This window comes from Pseudolabrys sp., assembly GCF_035943735.1.
Taxonomy (GTDB): Bacteria; Pseudomonadota; Alphaproteobacteria; order Rhizobiales; family Xanthobacteraceae; genus Pseudolabrys.
In genome coordinates, this window is record NZ_DASZBV010000022.1 from 82022 (window position 1) to 95277 (window position 13256).

Here is a 13256-nt window from a genome sequence, read left to right on the forward strand (position 1 = left end):
CGCGGTCTCGCGAGAACTCAAGAAAACGGCGCCCTCCCGCGGGCGCCGTTTTCGTCTTGAGCAAAGCCGCTTGCCGACGCCGCGGACGGGCGATAAACCGGCGGGCCAAGGGCGGTTAGCTCAGTTGGTAGAGCGCCTGCTTTACACGCAGGATGTCGGCGGTTCGAGTCCGTCACCGCCCACCGCGGTTTTTCGGCGGCCTCAGGCGTTGCTGAGTGGGTTGTTTTCGGACCGCCGTACAGGCTGAGCGCGTATGGGTCGCGTCCGGGGTCCTTCCACACGGTAGTTCGGTATGCTAAATATTGCATATGACGGACATTGAAGCCTTGAGAAAACTCTGCGCGCACGTGGAAGCATTGGCTCCCGGTGCAGTCGCGGGATTGACCATGGTCAACGAAGGTCGATCCCACATACAGCAGGCGCTTTTCCCGAGCCTCCCCCCGGATTTTTCTTTGGCTCTGACGGATGTGCCGCTGGTGCCTTCCAGTTTCGGATCGTGCGTCAAAGCCATTGCCACCGGCGAGACGATAACTTGTCCCGATGTACAAAACGATCGTTCCTTCGACGAACGGTGGCGACAAGTTTGTCTCGCGTATGGTCTCAAGTCTGTTCAGTCTCGGCCCGTGCACGTAGGCGGCGAGGCTCGAGGCACCTTCGTGATTGCGTATCGCAATCCAAGGCCCGAAAACGAGTGGAATGTTGCACTCATGAAATTCGCCGCCGATGCCGCGAGCCAGGCCCTTAGCGAGGCGCAGGAGCGATAGCGCAGGCGTCGAACAGGCACGTACAACCGCGTACGCAGGCGGGACCTGATGAAGGGTCGCAGAGCACGCCTTGCGATGATCGGTGCGTTTAGTCTGTTGCCACTAGTGCATCACGGACGCGCACGTTGTAGCCGGAAGGTGAGGGTAGCGGCCAAAAGAACAATTACGCTTCAAAGTGCCTGTTGTGCCCTTACCTTGGTCCTAAGTACTTGATGCCCCACGATTGTCCGACACTGTCACCGCCCACCATCACGAGCGCCATTCGCTTGGCGATTGCCCGGAAAATTTCTTGAATGCGCGGCTGAAGGCGGCTTCCGAGTCGTAGCCGACTTCCTGCGCCACGGCGGCGACCTTGGCGCCGCGTTCGGTCAGTCGCCGCGCCGCTAGCTGCATACGCCAGCGGGTGAGGTAATGGATCGGCGGATAGCCCATCAACTGCGTGAACCGGCCGACCAATGCCGAACGCGAGGCGCCGCAGTTGCCGGCGAGTTCGTCGAGCGTCCAGGCCCGTGCCGGCCGCGCATGCAGGAGCGCGAGCGCGCGTCCGACCAGCGGATCGCGCAGGCCCGACAGCCAGCCGGTATTGGCGCTGCTAAGCTGGTCCATGTAGGTGCGGATCGCCTCGATGAAGAGCAGCTCGGAGAGCTTGTTGAGCACGCTCTGCGCGCCGGCGCGCTTGTCCGCGTTGTCGATCGAGGCGAGATGCAGGAAGTGCTCGAGCAGCGCGTCGGTCGCCGCCGAGGTGCCGCGGCCGATGCGCATGAAGCGCGGCAAGGCGTCCAGCAGCGGATTGAACGGCCGCACGTCGCAGGTGAAGAAGCCGCACATCAGATGCGCGTCGGTGGCGCCGCCGCCGCCGGTGCGCAATTTGAACGGCAGGTCGCTCTCGTCCGGGGGCCGCCGGTGCGAGGCGAGGTCCGGTTCGGCGCGCATGCGCGGCGCGCTCGACACAACGTGCGGCTCGCCGTGCGGAATAACCGCGATGTCGCCCTCCTGCAATTGCACCGGTTCGAACGGCGCGCCGTCGACGATGGAGATCCAGCAGGAACCGCGGGTGATCACGTGATATTCGATCGCGTGCTGCGCGCCCGGCTTGATGGCGTCGGCGATCTGCGCCGACGGCGGCGCTTCGGCGACCCAGGGTGGGGCCGTCGTGACGTCGAAGAACACCGAGCCGGTGAGCCGCACCGCCGACAGCACTTCCGATAGCACGTCGGCCGCCATGATCAGGAAGCTCCGGGTCGGCAGCGTTTTTCAAGCCCCTGGCGCAGACTAGCGCGCTTTGGGGCGAAGAAAAGCACGGCGCCGGCCATTTTGGACGCATGAGCAAGAACTCCGGCAGCACGGTCATTCGCCGCGGCGGCGCATCGTCATAGTCATCCCGGGCCACCAAGACCGCATGGCCCGCCCCCCGGGCCGCAACACACCGGAGTTTGACCATGACCACGATCATCGACTGTCGTCCCGAAGCGACGACGCCCGACCTGAAAGCGATCAAGACGAAGCAGCAGGCCGCCTGGTCGTCGGGCGACTACGCCGTCGTCGGCGCCACGCTGCAGATCGTCGGCGAGCAGCTGGCCGAAGCCATGGATCTGCGCGCCGGCGCCAAGGTACTCGACATCGCCGCCGGCAACGGCAACTTCACGCTCGCCGCCGCGCACCGTTGGTGCAACGTGACCTCGACCGACTATGTCGAGGCCCTGCTCAACCGCGGTCGTCTGCGTGCGGAGGCGGAAGGCCTGAAGGTGACGTTCCAGAAGGCGGACGCCGAGGAGCTTCCGTTCGGCGACGGCGCCTTCGACGCGGTCGCGTCGACATTCGGCGCCATGTTCAGCCCCGACCAGGGCCGCACGGCGAGCGAGATGCTGCGCGTGTGCCGCTCGGGCGGCCGCATCGGGCTCGCCAACTGGACCCCGGATGGCTTCATCGGACAGATGTTCAAGACGATCGGCAAGCATCTGCCGCCGCCGGCCGGGCTGAAGTCGCCGGCGCTGTGGGGCACGTCGGAGTGGATGGAAAAGGCGTTCGGCGCCGAGTCGTCTGCGCTGAAGGCCAAGCCGCGCAATTTCGTCTTCCGCTACCGCTCGCCGCAGCACTTCCTCGACGTCTTCCGCGACTATTACGGCCCAATGCTCAAGGCCTTCGAGGCGCTCAACGCGGCCGGGCGGAAGGCGCTGTCGCAGGACATCATCGAACTGATCGGCCGCTTCAACACGTCCGGCGACGGCACGGTGGTCGTGCCGGGCGAGTACCTCGAAGTGGTTGTGACGAAGCGCTGAGGCAAGGCAACAACCATCGCCGCGCCCGCTCCCTCACGGCGCGGCGATATCTCGCTCTGGACCTGCGTCCGCCGTTCCAGCGGGCGCCGCACATGGACATGAAAGATGAAACGCTTCGTGATCGAGCGTCATATTCCCGGCATCGGCCGGCTCAACGCCGCCCAGTTCAATGAGCTGGCGGCGACCTCGAATGGCGCCGTGGCGAAGCTGGCGGGCAAGGTGCAGTGGGTGCACTCCTACGTGGCCGGCGACAACACCTTCTGTGTCTATCTCGGCGATAGCGAGGACGCCGTGCGCGAGCACTCGCGGCTCGCCGGCTTTCCGATCACGCGGGTCAACGAGATCGTCACCGTGCTCGATCCGATGACGGCGTTTTCCTGATAGGATGACGCTGGTCAGGAAGGGAGAGCCGATGATCGAGTGGTTCGAGGATCTGACTCTGGGCATGCATTTCAAGAGCCCGGAGAAACGGCTGACGCGCGACGACATCAAGCGCTTCGCCGCCGAGTTCGACCCGCAGCCGTACCATCTCGACGAGGCCGCCGCCGAGCAGACGCCGCTCAAAGGCCTGGCCGCCTCCGGTTGGCACACGGCCGCGATCGCGATGCGCTTGTTTGTCGAGGTGCGGCCGTTCGGGCCGCATCCTCTTCTTGGCATTGGCGTCGACGAATTGCGCTGGCTTGCGCCTGTCCGGCCGGACGACGTTCTCCACCTCGAAGGGGAGGTGGTGAAGCTCGTCCCGTCGGAGAAGAAGCCGCAGGGGCTGGTCTGGATCAAGTGGACGGCCTTCAATCAGCGCAGCGAACCGGTCTATACCTTCACGCCGATCGGCGTGGTGCCGCGTCGGCCGGCATAGGCAACCGCGATGGAGCACGCATGAAAGTCGACGGCCGGTGTCATTGCGGCGCCATTGCGTTCGAAGCCGAGGTCACGCCGGGCTCAGGCATGGTCTGCCATTGCGCCGATTGCCAGACGCTGACCGGTTCGGCCTTCCGCGCCAACATCCAGTCGATACCGGGAACGTTCCGCATCCGGCGCGGCGAGCCGAAGGTCTACATCAAGGTTGCCGATAGCGGCGCGCACCGGGCGCATGCCTTCTGCCCGAACTGCGGCACGCCGATCTATGCAACGGCTGCCGAAAACCCGACGCGCTATTCGCTGCGCATCGGCACGCTGACAGAACGCGCCGCGCTCGGCGGCCCGGCGCGCGAGATCTGGACCAAGCGGCGGCTCGCCTGGGTTCCGCGCGTCGCGGGTGCCGCCCAGTCCGACGGGCAGCCCTGAACGAAGGCCGTTTGCAGACGGGGACCGGGCAACGTCGGGCACCTGACGCACCGCAGGTTGCGCCATGCGCGACGTTTTGTCGTGGCGCCGCCGGGCGTTTGCCGCGGCAAATTCATGCGGGGCGGCATCGCATTGGCGGACGGATTGGTCCGGTGCATGCCATTGACACGTTGTACGCCGAGCACCTGATCCGGCGGGCGCTTCCGCAGCGCGCGGGGCTCGAGCGACTGACTGGCCGAGTCACCGACGAGGGCGTCGCCCGCGCCGTTGCCGGCCGCTACGCCTGCGCGCTGCCGAGCGCCGAGGCGCTCGATTATCTGCGCCACCACCTGCGCGGCCCCCTGCTGTCGGTGGCGGCGGGCATCGGCTTCTGGGCGCATTGCGCGCACCATATCGACGGCATCGATACCGTCGCCACCGATCGCTACGCGCCCGAAGAGAACCCGCGCTTCCGCCGGCCGGGCTGGCATCCGGTCGCGCGCATGGATGCGGTCGAGGCGTTGCGCCGCTATCCAGACCACGACGTCCTCGGTGTCTGCCTGCCGCCGGGCTTGAGCCTGCAGCAGATCTACGAGGCGGCGCCGCAGGCCGTCTCGCGGCAGATCTTCGTCGTCGGCTACTTCACGCGCCAGGCCTTCGGCGGCACGCCGGAAGGGGTCATGTCGGAGGAGCACGGCCTCCGGTTCCGGCGTGTCGATTGCATCGCCCGCTGGGGCCTCGAGGCGCCGGAGTATCAGACCGTGCTCATCCACGTCTGGCGGGCGTGACCCTCACAGCACGGTCAGGTCGTGCGCGACGACGATGTCTCCCTTGAACGTCGTCGCCGCGGCGGCACGCCATTTGTCGTCGGTGAGCTTGTCGATCGCCGGTGTCAGGTGCGAGAGCACCAGCGTCTTCACGCCCGCTTTCTGCGCGATGCGGCCGACATCCTCGACCGGCGTGTGATCGGCCTTCATGTGCGCCATGAAGTCCTCGAGCTTGACGGGGCGTCCGCGCGCGATCTGGCCCTTGATGTAGGTCTCGACTGCCGGCACGAACATCGCCTCGTGCACCAGCACGTCGGCCCCCTTGGCCATCGTCGCGACCGCGTCGAGCGGCGCAGTGTCGCCGGAGAAGGCGATCGAGCGATCCTTGAAATCGAAGCGATAGGCCAACGCCGGCGTCACCGGCGGATGCTGCACGACGATGGACGACACCTTCACATTCTCGTCCTGCATCACCGGGCCGGCGCCGGACACTTCCTTCACCTCGAGCGAAACGAGCGGTTTCATCTTGAAGTCCTCCGCCCAGAAATCGACCGTCGTTTTGTAGGCGCGCAGAAAGTCGTCGGTCATCTGCTTGAGCGGCGGCGGTCCAAACGCGCGCACCGAGAGCGGCATGCCTTGAATCCAGCCGACGATGAGCAGAGGTCCGTACTCGATGTTGTGATCGGCATGGTGATGGGTGATGAAGATCGACTTGAGCGCGCCGAACGGGATGCCGGTGCGCGCATACTGGTTGGTGACGCCGAGGCCGCAATCGACCACGTAAGCCGCGCCGTTGCTCACCATGACATGCGAGGTCATGCGCCGCGTGCGGCCGGGGACCGGGCCGGCGCCGCTGCCGAGAATGACGAGCTTGGTGCCCTTGGCGTCTTTGAGCGCGGCCCGCGCTTGCGCCTCCTCGTCCTCCGTCGATTTCATTTGTGCGGCCGCCGGCGTTGCCGCCATCGTCAAGGCCGGTGCCGCCGCGAGGCCGGCGATGAGGCTACGGCGCGACAGGCCGGATGGGTGCGTTTCGTCAGTCATCGTGTTCTCCCCTGGGCGCCGGCGTTCGCTCCCGGCTTCAATAAGACGACGAGGCCATCTTAGCGAAAGCTGTTGCGGGCGCCATGGCCGGTGCATCGCCGCTCGGGAGCGAGGCCGGTAGACAGGTCCGGCGCTTTCGCTAACCTGTCGAGCAAGGGACCGTGCAAACAAAAGGCCGTGGCTGCATGCGATTACGCCAGGCTCGGGATTGAAAGCCGACCGTGCGGTGTTTCACTTCCCATAATCAGATCGCCGAGGGGAAAACATGACGCTGTCGCGCCGCCAGATGCTGGGCCACTCGCTGGGAGCGGCAATGCTCCCGTCATTGTCACGCATCGCGTTCGCCGACGACGCGTATCCATCGCGGCCGTTGCGGCTCATCGTCGGCTTCACACCCGGCTCGGCGTCCGACGTCGTCGGCCGCTTCTTCGCCAAGGGCGCCTCGACCGCGCTTGGCCAGCAGGTGGTCGTGGAGAACAAGCCGGGGGCGGGGTCCGCCATCGCCGCCAAGTACGCCGCCGCCGCCGAACCGGACGGCTACACCCTGTTCCTGATCGCCGCTTCGACGCTGACCAACCAGGTGGTCAATGCGCGGCTCGGCCTCGATCTGCTCAAGCAGTTTACGCCGGTCGCACGGCTGGCGAGCGGCCCGTATGTGCTGGTGGTCAATCCGAACGCCGGCGCGAACAGCGTCGACGAACTGGTCGCCATGGCGAAGTCGCAGCCCGGCAAGGTGCTGTACGGCTCGGTCGGGAGCGGCAGCCTGCCGGACCTCTGCTCGGAGTTGTTCGCGCAGCGCGCCGGTGCGAAGCTGACGCACGTGCCGTATCAGGGCAGTCCGCAGGTCATCAACGATCTGATTGCCGGCCGCATCACCATGGCCTTCGAGAACGCCATCGCCGTCGCGGGGCAGATCAAGGCCGGCAAGATCAAGGCGCTCGCGACCACGACGGCGAAACGCGCCTCGACGCTTCCCGATGTGCCGACTCTCGCCGAAGCGGGGATGAAGGATTTCGACGTCACCCTGTGGATCGGCGTGATGGCGCCGGCAGGCACGCCACGGCCGATCATCGACAGACTTGCCGCGGCCGGGCATGGCGCCATGCACGATCCGCAGACGATGGCGACGCTGGCGACGGAGGGTTTCGATCCCTACGACGCGGGACCCGACGCTCTCGGCGCGTTCATGCGCAGCGAACTCAAGCGCTGGGACGGCGTCGCGCGCGCAGCCGGCTTGAAGGCTTGAAGCGGTCGCCCACGGCGCGCGTGCCGGCGGCCTGAGCCGCCCGCACGTTCAGGCCGCGACCGGCTCAATAGTGGTAGTGGCGATAGTGACGGTGGTGCCTCCGCCAGTGCAGCGCGTTGTAGCTGTGCGCCCGGTAGGCGTAGGCTTTCGCCCCGCTCATCGGATGAAGCCGGCCGGACGGCGGCTTGCCGAAGGAATCGCCCTGCGCCGGCGCGTTCGGGCCAAAGTTCGGCTGGCTTTGTGCGAAGGCGGGCGCGGCCGCCAGCGCCAAGCCAACGGCAAGTACCAATGTTCCAATCCGCACGGAGAAGCCTCCTTGTTCGATTTGTAATCGAATGAACCGGAGGCTGCCGCCGGGGGTTCCGGGCGGTCTGTCAAATCGGCGATCACGAGCGCCTGATGCTGCAGCGCGTTCAGGCCCGCTCTTCCCAGATTATCGCGAGGTGCACGATGGTGCGCACCGCGGCCTGCATGTCCTGCACGCTCACCCATTCGAGCCGCGAGTGGAAGGCGTGCTCGCCGGCGAAGATGTTGGGGCAGGGCAGGCCCATGAAGGACAGGCGCGAGCCGTCGGTGCCGCCGCGGATCGAGGCTCTCCTCGGCGTCAGGCCGGCGCGGCGCACCGCCTCGATTGCATTCTCGACCACGGTCGGATGGCGGTCGAGCACCGCCTTCATGTTGCGATACTGCTCGGTGACCTTGAGCGTGTAGGACGAGCGCGGGAATCCCTCCAGCGCGCGCTTCACCGCCGTCTCCACGACCGCCGCCTTCTCCTGCAATCCCGCGGTCGTGAAATCGCGCAGGATGAATTTGAGCACGGCGCGGTCGATCTCGGCCTCGACGCTGAGCGGATGCACGAAGCCCTCCTTGCCGGACGTTGTCTCCGGCGAGCAGGTGTCCTTCGGCAAATTGTCGACGATGCGCGCGGCGATCTTGATCGCATTCTCCATCGCGCCCTTGGCGAAGCCGGGATGGGCCGGCACGCCCTGCACCGTGACGACCGCGCCGTCAGCCGAGAAGGTCTCGTCCTCGACCTGGCCGGCGGTCTCGCCGTCGATCGTGTAGGCGACTTGCGCCGCCAGCCGCTTCAGGTCGGCCTTGTCGACGCCGCGGCCGATCTCCTCGTCGGGCGTGAACAACACCTTGAGCGTGCCGTGCGGAATTTCCGGATGCGCGGCAAGGAAGCGCATGGCGTCGACGATCTCGGCGACGCCGGCCTTGTTGTCGGCGCCGAGCAAGGTGGTGCCGTCGGCAGTGACGATGTCATTGCCGATCTGGTCCTTGAGCGCCGGATGCGCGGCCGCGCGGATGACCTGCGTCGGATCGGCGGGCAGGGCGATGGTCGCCGCCCTGGTAGTTACGATGCACCTGCGGCTTCACCCCGGCACCGGGCGCGTCGGGCGAGGTGTCCATGTGCGAGCAGAAGCAGACGACCGGCACCGTCTTGGCGCTCGTCGCCGGCAGCGTCGCGTAGACGTAGCCATTCCCATCCATGTCGGCGTCGGAAAGCCCCACGTCGCGCAGCTCGGCGACCAGCAGGCGGCCGAGATCTTTCTGCTTCTCGGTCGACGGCGTCGTCGGGGAGTCGGGGTCGGACTGCGTGTCGATGGTCACATAGCGCAGAAAGCGCTCGAGCACGGTGTAGTCGAAATCGATGGACGCCATGGCCACGCCTTCCAATCAGTCACACAGCGATCATAACGGACGCCAAAGCAAAAACGGCAGGCACGGGGCGCGCTGCCCCGGACCTGCCGTCCGAAATCCCCGGAGGGTTGAGGCTCGAAACGAGCCGTCAGATCGCTTCCTTGAGATCCTTGGAAGCGCGGAAGGCGACTTTCTTCGACGCCTTGATCTGGATCTGCTCGCCGGTCGCCGGATTGCGGCCCATGCGCGCGGCGCGCTTGCGCACCTGAAGGATGCCGAGGCCGCCGATGCGGATGCGCTCGCCCTTCTTCAAGTGCTTCACGATGTTGCCGACGAGGTCGCCCAAAACCTCTTCCGCTTGCTTCTTCGACATCTCGTGCGCATCCGCGAGTGCGGCGGCGAGATGCTTCAGCGTCACAGTGGTCGGGGTCGCTGACTTACCAGGAGCCGTTGCCATAATGGGACCCTCCTCTTGAGATCCGCGAGCCTGGCCGGACGCCAGACTGCTTGTCCGAATAGACGATTCGGAGACGGTTTGACCAACGATTCTTAGCGAAAATCGGGCACTTCTTGAAAGTTGGCGGGTGGCGAGGGTTGTCCTTGACTTGGGGGTGGGGCGCCTTTAAGTCCTGCCCCACGCCCGCGGGGGCGTAGCTCAGTTGGTTAGAGCGCTGCCCTGTCACGGCAGAGGCCGCGGGTTCGAGTCCCGTCGCTCCCGCCATTCTTTCAAAGACTTAGGCTCCCTTCCGGCCGCGCCTTTGGCGCCTTTCGAGGAGCCGGTTCCGATGCCTGGACAGACCGAAGCGGCCGGCGTCGCAGCCCTGTTTTTCGACGTCTTCGGCACCCTGGTCGACTGGCGCACCTCGATCGCCCGCGAGGCGGAAAGTATCCTCACACCGCTCGGCTATCGCCTTGACTGGCTGGCCTTCGCCGACTTCTGGCGTGCCGAGTACCAGCCCGGCATGGAGGAGGTCCGCTCCGGCCGCATCCCCTTCGCCAGGCTCGACGTCCTGCACCGGCGCAATCTCGAGCGCTTCATCCCGCGCCTCGGCCTGACCGGCCTGTCCGACGCCGTGCTGCATGACCTGACCATGGCCTGGCACCGGCTCGACGCATGGCCGGACGTGCCGGCAGCGCTGGCGCGGCTCAAGCGCAAATTCATCATCGCGCCGTGCTCGAACGGCAATATCGCGCTGATGGTCGATCTCGCCCGACGCAACGCTCTGCCGTGGGATGCGATCCTCGGCGCCGAGATCGCCGGCGACTACAAGCCGAAGCCGCGCGCCTATCTCGGCTCCTGCGAAGCGCTCAACCTCGCGCCGGGGCGCTGCATGATGGTGGCCGCGCATTCGAACGACCTCAAGGCCGCCGCAGCCTGTGGCCTGCGCACCGCGCACACCGCGCGGGTGAATGAGTATGGTCCGAACACCGGCGAGGCTGCGCCGACCGTGCCGGTCGATTATGCGGCGGCGGATCTGGCGGCGCTGGCGGACAAGTTGGGCTGCTGAAATTCCGTGTCCCGGCTGAGGCGCAGCACGCAGTGGTGCGCCGCCGATCCGGGACACGCTGCGACTACCCCCGATACACCGGTGCCGGCTGCGAGAAGAAGCTGGCCAGGATGTGATAGACCATCATGTAGTTCTTCTGCTGGAAGCTGGCGTGCGAGATGCCCGGCATCACGGTGAACTGCTTGTCGATGGTCGCGAGCCTGGCGAAGAACTTCAACAGGTCGTCCATCGAGGCAATGCCGTCGTGCTCGCCGCGCATGATCAAGGTCGGCACCGTGATCTTCTCCGGATCCACCACCGGCAGCCGCGAGCACATGTCGACATAGGTGCCGGTCGGCACCGAGTCATCGAGCGCGACCACTGCCTCGGCGAAGGCTTCGATCACGTGCCGCTCCGCGGTGTCGGGATGGTCGCGGTCGAACACCGAATGGATGAAGGCCTTGTCCATCGGCCGCCGGTTCTTGCCGATGAATTCCGGCAGCCTTTTGCGCCGCTGCTCGAGGGTGGGCGAGCCTTCGCCGGTCCACACCATGGCGTCGAGTGCGACGCGCGCGACCAGCTCGGGATGACGTTCAGCGAACATCGCCGCGCGCAGCGCGCCGGACGAGATGCCATAGACCAGCAGCGGCCGCGGGCCGCGCAGCTTCCTGATGTAGAGCGCGGCGGCATAACAGTCGTCGGCGCCCATCGCGATCGGCGCGTTGTTGTCACGGTCCTTGGTGGAGCGGCCGTAGCCCTCCATGTCGACGAGCCAGCAGTCGTAGCCGAGCTTGGCGAAGTGATCCATCGCCGAGGAATCCGGCCGCCCGGGCACCTGCAGGTCGAAGGTCGGCTGGCCGGCCATCGAGGAGCCGTGCACGAACAGGATGGTGCCGCGCGTCTTGGCCGGATCGCCGAGGCACTTCTCGAACAGGAACAGCTTCACGCCGCCGTCCTTGCTGGTCCAGTGCTCCTCGCCCTTGATGGCGGGTGTCGTCATCTCGTTCATTCGTCACCTGTCTCGGTTTTGGTCCGGCAGCGCCGGGTTCTTAGCGTATCAGGCGGGCGCGCAAAAGCGGCGATGCCGGCGCGCGGCCGGCATCGCTTGCAGGGCCGTCGCTGGGCCGTCCGGTCAGTTTGTCAGCTTGATGTGGTTGGCCTGGATCACTTGCGCCCACTTGTCGATCTGCGCCTGCATGAACGAAGTGAACTGCGGCTGGGACATCGTCACCGGCGTGGCGCCGAGCTTTTCCCAGGCCGCCTTCATCTCCGGCCGCGAGACGATCTTGGTGATCTCGCGGTTGAGCAGGTCGACGATCGGCTTGGGCGTACCGGCCGGGGCCATGAAGCCGACCCAGAGCGTCGCCTGGAAGCCGGGCACGCCGGCCTCGGCGATGGTCGGCACGTCAGGCAGGATGGGGGAACGCGCGGTGCCGGTGGTGCCAAGCGCGCGCACCATGCCGCCCTTGATCATCGGCGCCATGGTCGGCACCGCGTCGAACAGCATCTGGATCTGGCCGCTGATGATGTCGGTGCGCATGCCGGTCGACCCACGGTAGGGGACATGCACGATATCGATGCCGGTGAGATGCTTCAGCAGTTCGGCGGCCATGTGATAGTTCGAGCCGGGACCGGACGAGCCGAAGTTCAGCTTGCCGGGATTGGCCTTGGCGTAGCTGATCAGCTCCTTCACGCTCTTGACCGGCACCTTCGGATTCACCACCAGCACCAGATCGCTCTCGATCAGCGGCGCGATCGGCACCAGATCCTTCATCAGGTGGTACTGCTTATGTGAGTAGAGGGTCTCGTTGACCGTCTGCGTGCCGGAGACCATCAGAAGCGTGTAGCCGTCAGGAGCCGCCTTCGCGACCACCTCGGTACCGATGGTGGTGCCGGCGCCCGGACGATTCTCCTGGACAACCGCGGTGTGCAGCGATTTCTGCAGTTCCTCGGCGATGGCGCGGGTGAAAACGTCGGTCGGTCCGCCGGCGCCGAAGGGTACGATGATCTTGATCGGACGGGACGGATAGTTGTCCGCCGAGGCCGCGACCGCCGGCATGATCAGCGCCAGGGCGAGCGCCAGCGTTCCCGCGATGTGACGCAGATTGGGCATAGTGTTTCCCCCACAAGTTTGTTCTTGTCGCCGCCTGCCGCGGACTATCTAGGCCCCCATTTGCGGCGTCAATCGCAGGGACGCAGCGAGGCCGCGTCCGCACCGTGGATGCATTCTAATGTCGGCTTGCCACCCCGGTTTCCCTGCGCTAAGCCTCCGGCGCTTCCCGTCCTTGAGGACTCTCCCCAAAACCAAGGGCGTTTTCGCGGTTTTGCGGCGGTGAGTCGGCTGCCGACGGTCCTTGGGCGGCAACTATTCTGGATTCGGGGGCTGCGCGAGGTCGCCATGAGCACATTGCTTCTGGATTATTTGCCCCTGGTCATTTTCATCGCCGTGGCGCTCGTCATCGGCCTCGTCCTCCTGGCGACACCGTTCTTGGTGGCTTATTCGCAGCCGGATCCCGAGAAACTCTCAGCCTACGAGTGCGGCTTCAACGCCTTCGACGACGCGCGCATGAAATTCGACGTGCGCTTCTATCTCGTCGCCATCCTTTTCATCATCTTCGATCTCGAGGTCGCCTTCCTGTTCCCGTGGGCGGTCGCCTTCCGCCAGATCGGGCATTTCGGCTTCTGGGCGATGATGATCTTCCTTGGCGTCCTCACCATCGGTTTCATATATGAGTGGAAGAAGGGGGCGCTGGAATGGGATTGAT

General features: G+C 65.8%; 15 protein-coding genes, 2 tRNA genes and 1 pseudogene. 11 read left to right on the top strand and 7 right to left on the bottom strand.

Going from position 1 to position 13256, the window contains the following annotated elements:
• Positions 1 to 109: 109 nt before the first annotated feature.
• Both VGV41_RS17305 and VGV41_RS17310 read left to right on the top strand, forming a co-directional pair.
• Positions 110 to 182: transfer RNA gene (locus tag VGV41_RS17305), tRNA-Val, on the top strand.
• A gap of 126 nt (positions 183 to 308) precedes the next feature.
• Positions 309 to 764 carry a GAF domain-containing protein gene (locus tag VGV41_RS17310; protein ID WP_326865199.1) on the top strand — a complete coding sequence of 152 codons (456 nt, stop codon included), beginning with the start codon at positions 309 to 311 and terminating at the stop codon, positions 762 to 764.
• Positions 765 to 1013: 249 nt separating this feature from the next.
• On the opposite strand, the gene VGV41_RS17315 is transcribed toward VGV41_RS17310, so the two are convergent.
• On the bottom strand, positions 1014 to 1988 hold the full coding sequence (locus VGV41_RS17315; protein ID WP_326865201.1) for an AraC family transcriptional regulator: 975 nt from the start codon (positions 1986 to 1988) through the stop codon (positions 1014 to 1016).
• A gap of 215 nt (positions 1989 to 2203) precedes the next feature.
• Between VGV41_RS17315 and VGV41_RS17320 the strand changes: the two genes are divergently transcribed.
• The 5 genes from VGV41_RS17320 (at position 2204) to VGV41_RS17340 (ending at position 5094) form a co-directional block, all read left to right on the top strand.
• A complete protein-coding gene (locus VGV41_RS17320) occupies positions 2204 to 3043 on the top strand; it encodes a class I SAM-dependent methyltransferase (RefSeq protein ID WP_326865202.1) in 840 nt (279 codons plus the stop codon).
• Positions 3044 to 3148: 105 nt separating this feature from the next.
• The gene (locus VGV41_RS17325) at positions 3149 to 3424 is read left to right on the top strand and encodes a DUF4242 domain-containing protein (RefSeq protein WP_326865203.1); all 276 of its coding nucleotides are present in this window, start codon (positions 3149 to 3151) and stop codon (positions 3422 to 3424) included.
• 31 nt (positions 3425 to 3455) lie between these two features.
• Complete coding sequence (locus VGV41_RS17330) at positions 3456 to 3899, top strand: MaoC family dehydratase (protein ID WP_326865204.1); 444 nt, start codon at positions 3456 to 3458, stop codon at positions 3897 to 3899.
• 20 nt (positions 3900 to 3919) lie between these two features.
• Complete coding sequence (locus VGV41_RS17335; RefSeq protein WP_326865207.1) at positions 3920 to 4327, top strand: GFA family protein; 408 nt, start codon at positions 3920 to 3922, stop codon at positions 4325 to 4327.
• Positions 4328 to 4479: 152 nt separating this feature from the next.
• Positions 4480 to 5094 carry a hypothetical protein gene (locus VGV41_RS17340; protein WP_326865209.1) on the top strand — a complete coding sequence of 205 codons (615 nt, stop codon included), beginning with the start codon at positions 4480 to 4482 and terminating at the stop codon, positions 5092 to 5094.
• A gap of 3 nt (positions 5095 to 5097) precedes the next feature.
• Here VGV41_RS17340 and VGV41_RS17345 read toward each other — a convergent pair whose 3' ends face one another.
• The gene (locus tag VGV41_RS17345; protein ID WP_326865210.1) at positions 5098 to 6114 is read right to left on the bottom strand and encodes an MBL fold metallo-hydrolase; all 1017 of its coding nucleotides are present in this window, start codon (positions 6112 to 6114) and stop codon (positions 5098 to 5100) included.
• A 265-nt stretch (positions 6115 to 6379) separates the two neighbouring features.
• Between VGV41_RS17345 and VGV41_RS17350 the strand changes: the two genes are divergently transcribed.
• Complete coding sequence (locus VGV41_RS17350; protein ID WP_326865211.1) at positions 6380 to 7360, top strand: tripartite tricarboxylate transporter substrate binding protein; 981 nt, start codon at positions 6380 to 6382, stop codon at positions 7358 to 7360.
• Positions 7361 to 7424: 64 nt separating this feature from the next.
• Here the strand turns inward: VGV41_RS17350 and VGV41_RS17355 are convergent, their stop codons facing one another.
• The 3 genes and pseudogenes from VGV41_RS17355 to VGV41_RS17365 all read right to left on the bottom strand — a co-directional run bounded on the left by VGV41_RS17355 (position 7425) and on the right by VGV41_RS17365 (position 9461).
• Positions 7425 to 7649 (bottom strand): hypothetical protein, encoded by a 225-nt coding sequence (locus VGV41_RS17355; RefSeq protein WP_326865212.1) that lies wholly within the window; start codon positions 7647 to 7649, stop codon positions 7425 to 7427.
• A gap of 124 nt (positions 7650 to 7773) precedes the next feature.
• Positions 7774 to 9025 (bottom strand): annotated as a pseudogene (gene pepT / locus VGV41_RS17360) (peptidase T).
• A gap of 127 nt (positions 9026 to 9152) precedes the next feature.
• Positions 9153 to 9461, bottom strand: coding sequence for an HU family DNA-binding protein (locus tag VGV41_RS17365; protein ID WP_326865214.1), 309 nt, complete (start codon positions 9459 to 9461; stop codon positions 9153 to 9155).
• Between the two features lie 187 nt (positions 9462 to 9648).
• Between VGV41_RS17365 and VGV41_RS17370 the strand changes: the two genes are divergently transcribed.
• Together VGV41_RS17370 and VGV41_RS17375 are read left to right on the top strand one after the other, a co-directional pair.
• Positions 9649 to 9725, top strand: a tRNA-Asp gene (locus tag VGV41_RS17370).
• Positions 9726 to 9789: 64 nt separating this feature from the next.
• Positions 9790 to 10512 carry a haloacid dehalogenase type II gene (locus VGV41_RS17375; RefSeq protein ID WP_326865215.1) on the top strand — a complete coding sequence of 241 codons (723 nt, stop codon included), beginning with the start codon at positions 9790 to 9792 and terminating at the stop codon, positions 10510 to 10512.
• A gap of 64 nt (positions 10513 to 10576) precedes the next feature.
• Here the strand turns inward: VGV41_RS17375 and VGV41_RS17380 are convergent, their stop codons facing one another.
• A complete protein-coding gene (locus VGV41_RS17380) occupies positions 10577 to 11491 on the bottom strand; it encodes an alpha/beta hydrolase (protein ID WP_326865217.1) in 915 nt (304 codons plus the stop codon).
• 132 nt (positions 11492 to 11623) lie between these two features.
• Positions 11624 to 12604, bottom strand: coding sequence for a tripartite tricarboxylate transporter substrate binding protein (locus VGV41_RS17385; protein WP_326865218.1), 981 nt, complete (start codon positions 12602 to 12604; stop codon positions 11624 to 11626).
• A gap of 285 nt (positions 12605 to 12889) precedes the next feature.
• On the opposite strand from VGV41_RS17385, the gene VGV41_RS17390 reads away from it, so the two are divergent.
• Positions 12890 to 13255, top strand: coding sequence for an NADH-quinone oxidoreductase subunit A (locus VGV41_RS17390; RefSeq protein ID WP_326865219.1), 366 nt, complete (start codon positions 12890 to 12892; stop codon positions 13253 to 13255).
• Position 13256 lies beyond the last annotated feature (1 nt).

Bases quoted from the DNA above. Each gene is read 5' to 3' on its own strand.
- VGV41_RS17310 (WP_326865199.1), top strand. From the start codon at position 309: ATGACGGACATTGAAGCCTTGAGAAAACTCTGCGCGCACGTGGAAGCA.
- VGV41_RS17315 (WP_326865201.1), bottom strand. From the start codon at position 1,988: ATGGCGGCCGACGTGCTATCGGAAGTGCTGTCGGCGGTGCGGCTCACC.
- VGV41_RS17320 (WP_326865202.1), top strand. From the start codon at position 2,204: ATGACCACGATCATCGACTGTCGTCCCGAAGCGACGACGCCCGACCTG.
- VGV41_RS17325 (WP_326865203.1), top strand. From the start codon at position 3,149: ATGAAACGCTTCGTGATCGAGCGTCATATTCCCGGCATCGGCCGGCTC.
- VGV41_RS17330 (WP_326865204.1), top strand. From the start codon at position 3,456: ATGATCGAGTGGTTCGAGGATCTGACTCTGGGCATGCATTTCAAGAGC.
- VGV41_RS17335 (WP_326865207.1), top strand. From the start codon at position 3,920: ATGAAAGTCGACGGCCGGTGTCATTGCGGCGCCATTGCGTTCGAAGCC.
- VGV41_RS17345 (WP_326865210.1), bottom strand. From the start codon at position 6,114: ATGACTGACGAAACGCACCCATCCGGCCTGTCGCGCCGTAGCCTCATC.
- VGV41_RS17350 (WP_326865211.1), top strand. From the start codon at position 6,380: ATGACGCTGTCGCGCCGCCAGATGCTGGGCCACTCGCTGGGAGCGGCA.
- VGV41_RS17365 (WP_326865214.1), bottom strand. From the start codon at position 9,461: ATGGCAACGGCTCCTGGTAAGTCAGCGACCCCGACCACTGTGACGCTG.
- VGV41_RS17375 (WP_326865215.1), top strand. From the start codon at position 9,790: ATGCCTGGACAGACCGAAGCGGCCGGCGTCGCAGCCCTGTTTTTCGAC.
- VGV41_RS17380 (WP_326865217.1), bottom strand. From the start codon at position 11,491: ATGACGACACCCGCCATCAAGGGCGAGGAGCACTGGACCAGCAAGGAC.
- VGV41_RS17385 (WP_326865218.1), bottom strand. From the start codon at position 12,604: ATGCCCAATCTGCGTCACATCGCGGGAACGCTGGCGCTCGCCCTGGCG.
- VGV41_RS17390 (WP_326865219.1), top strand. From the start codon at position 12,890: ATGAGCACATTGCTTCTGGATTATTTGCCCCTGGTCATTTTCATCGCC.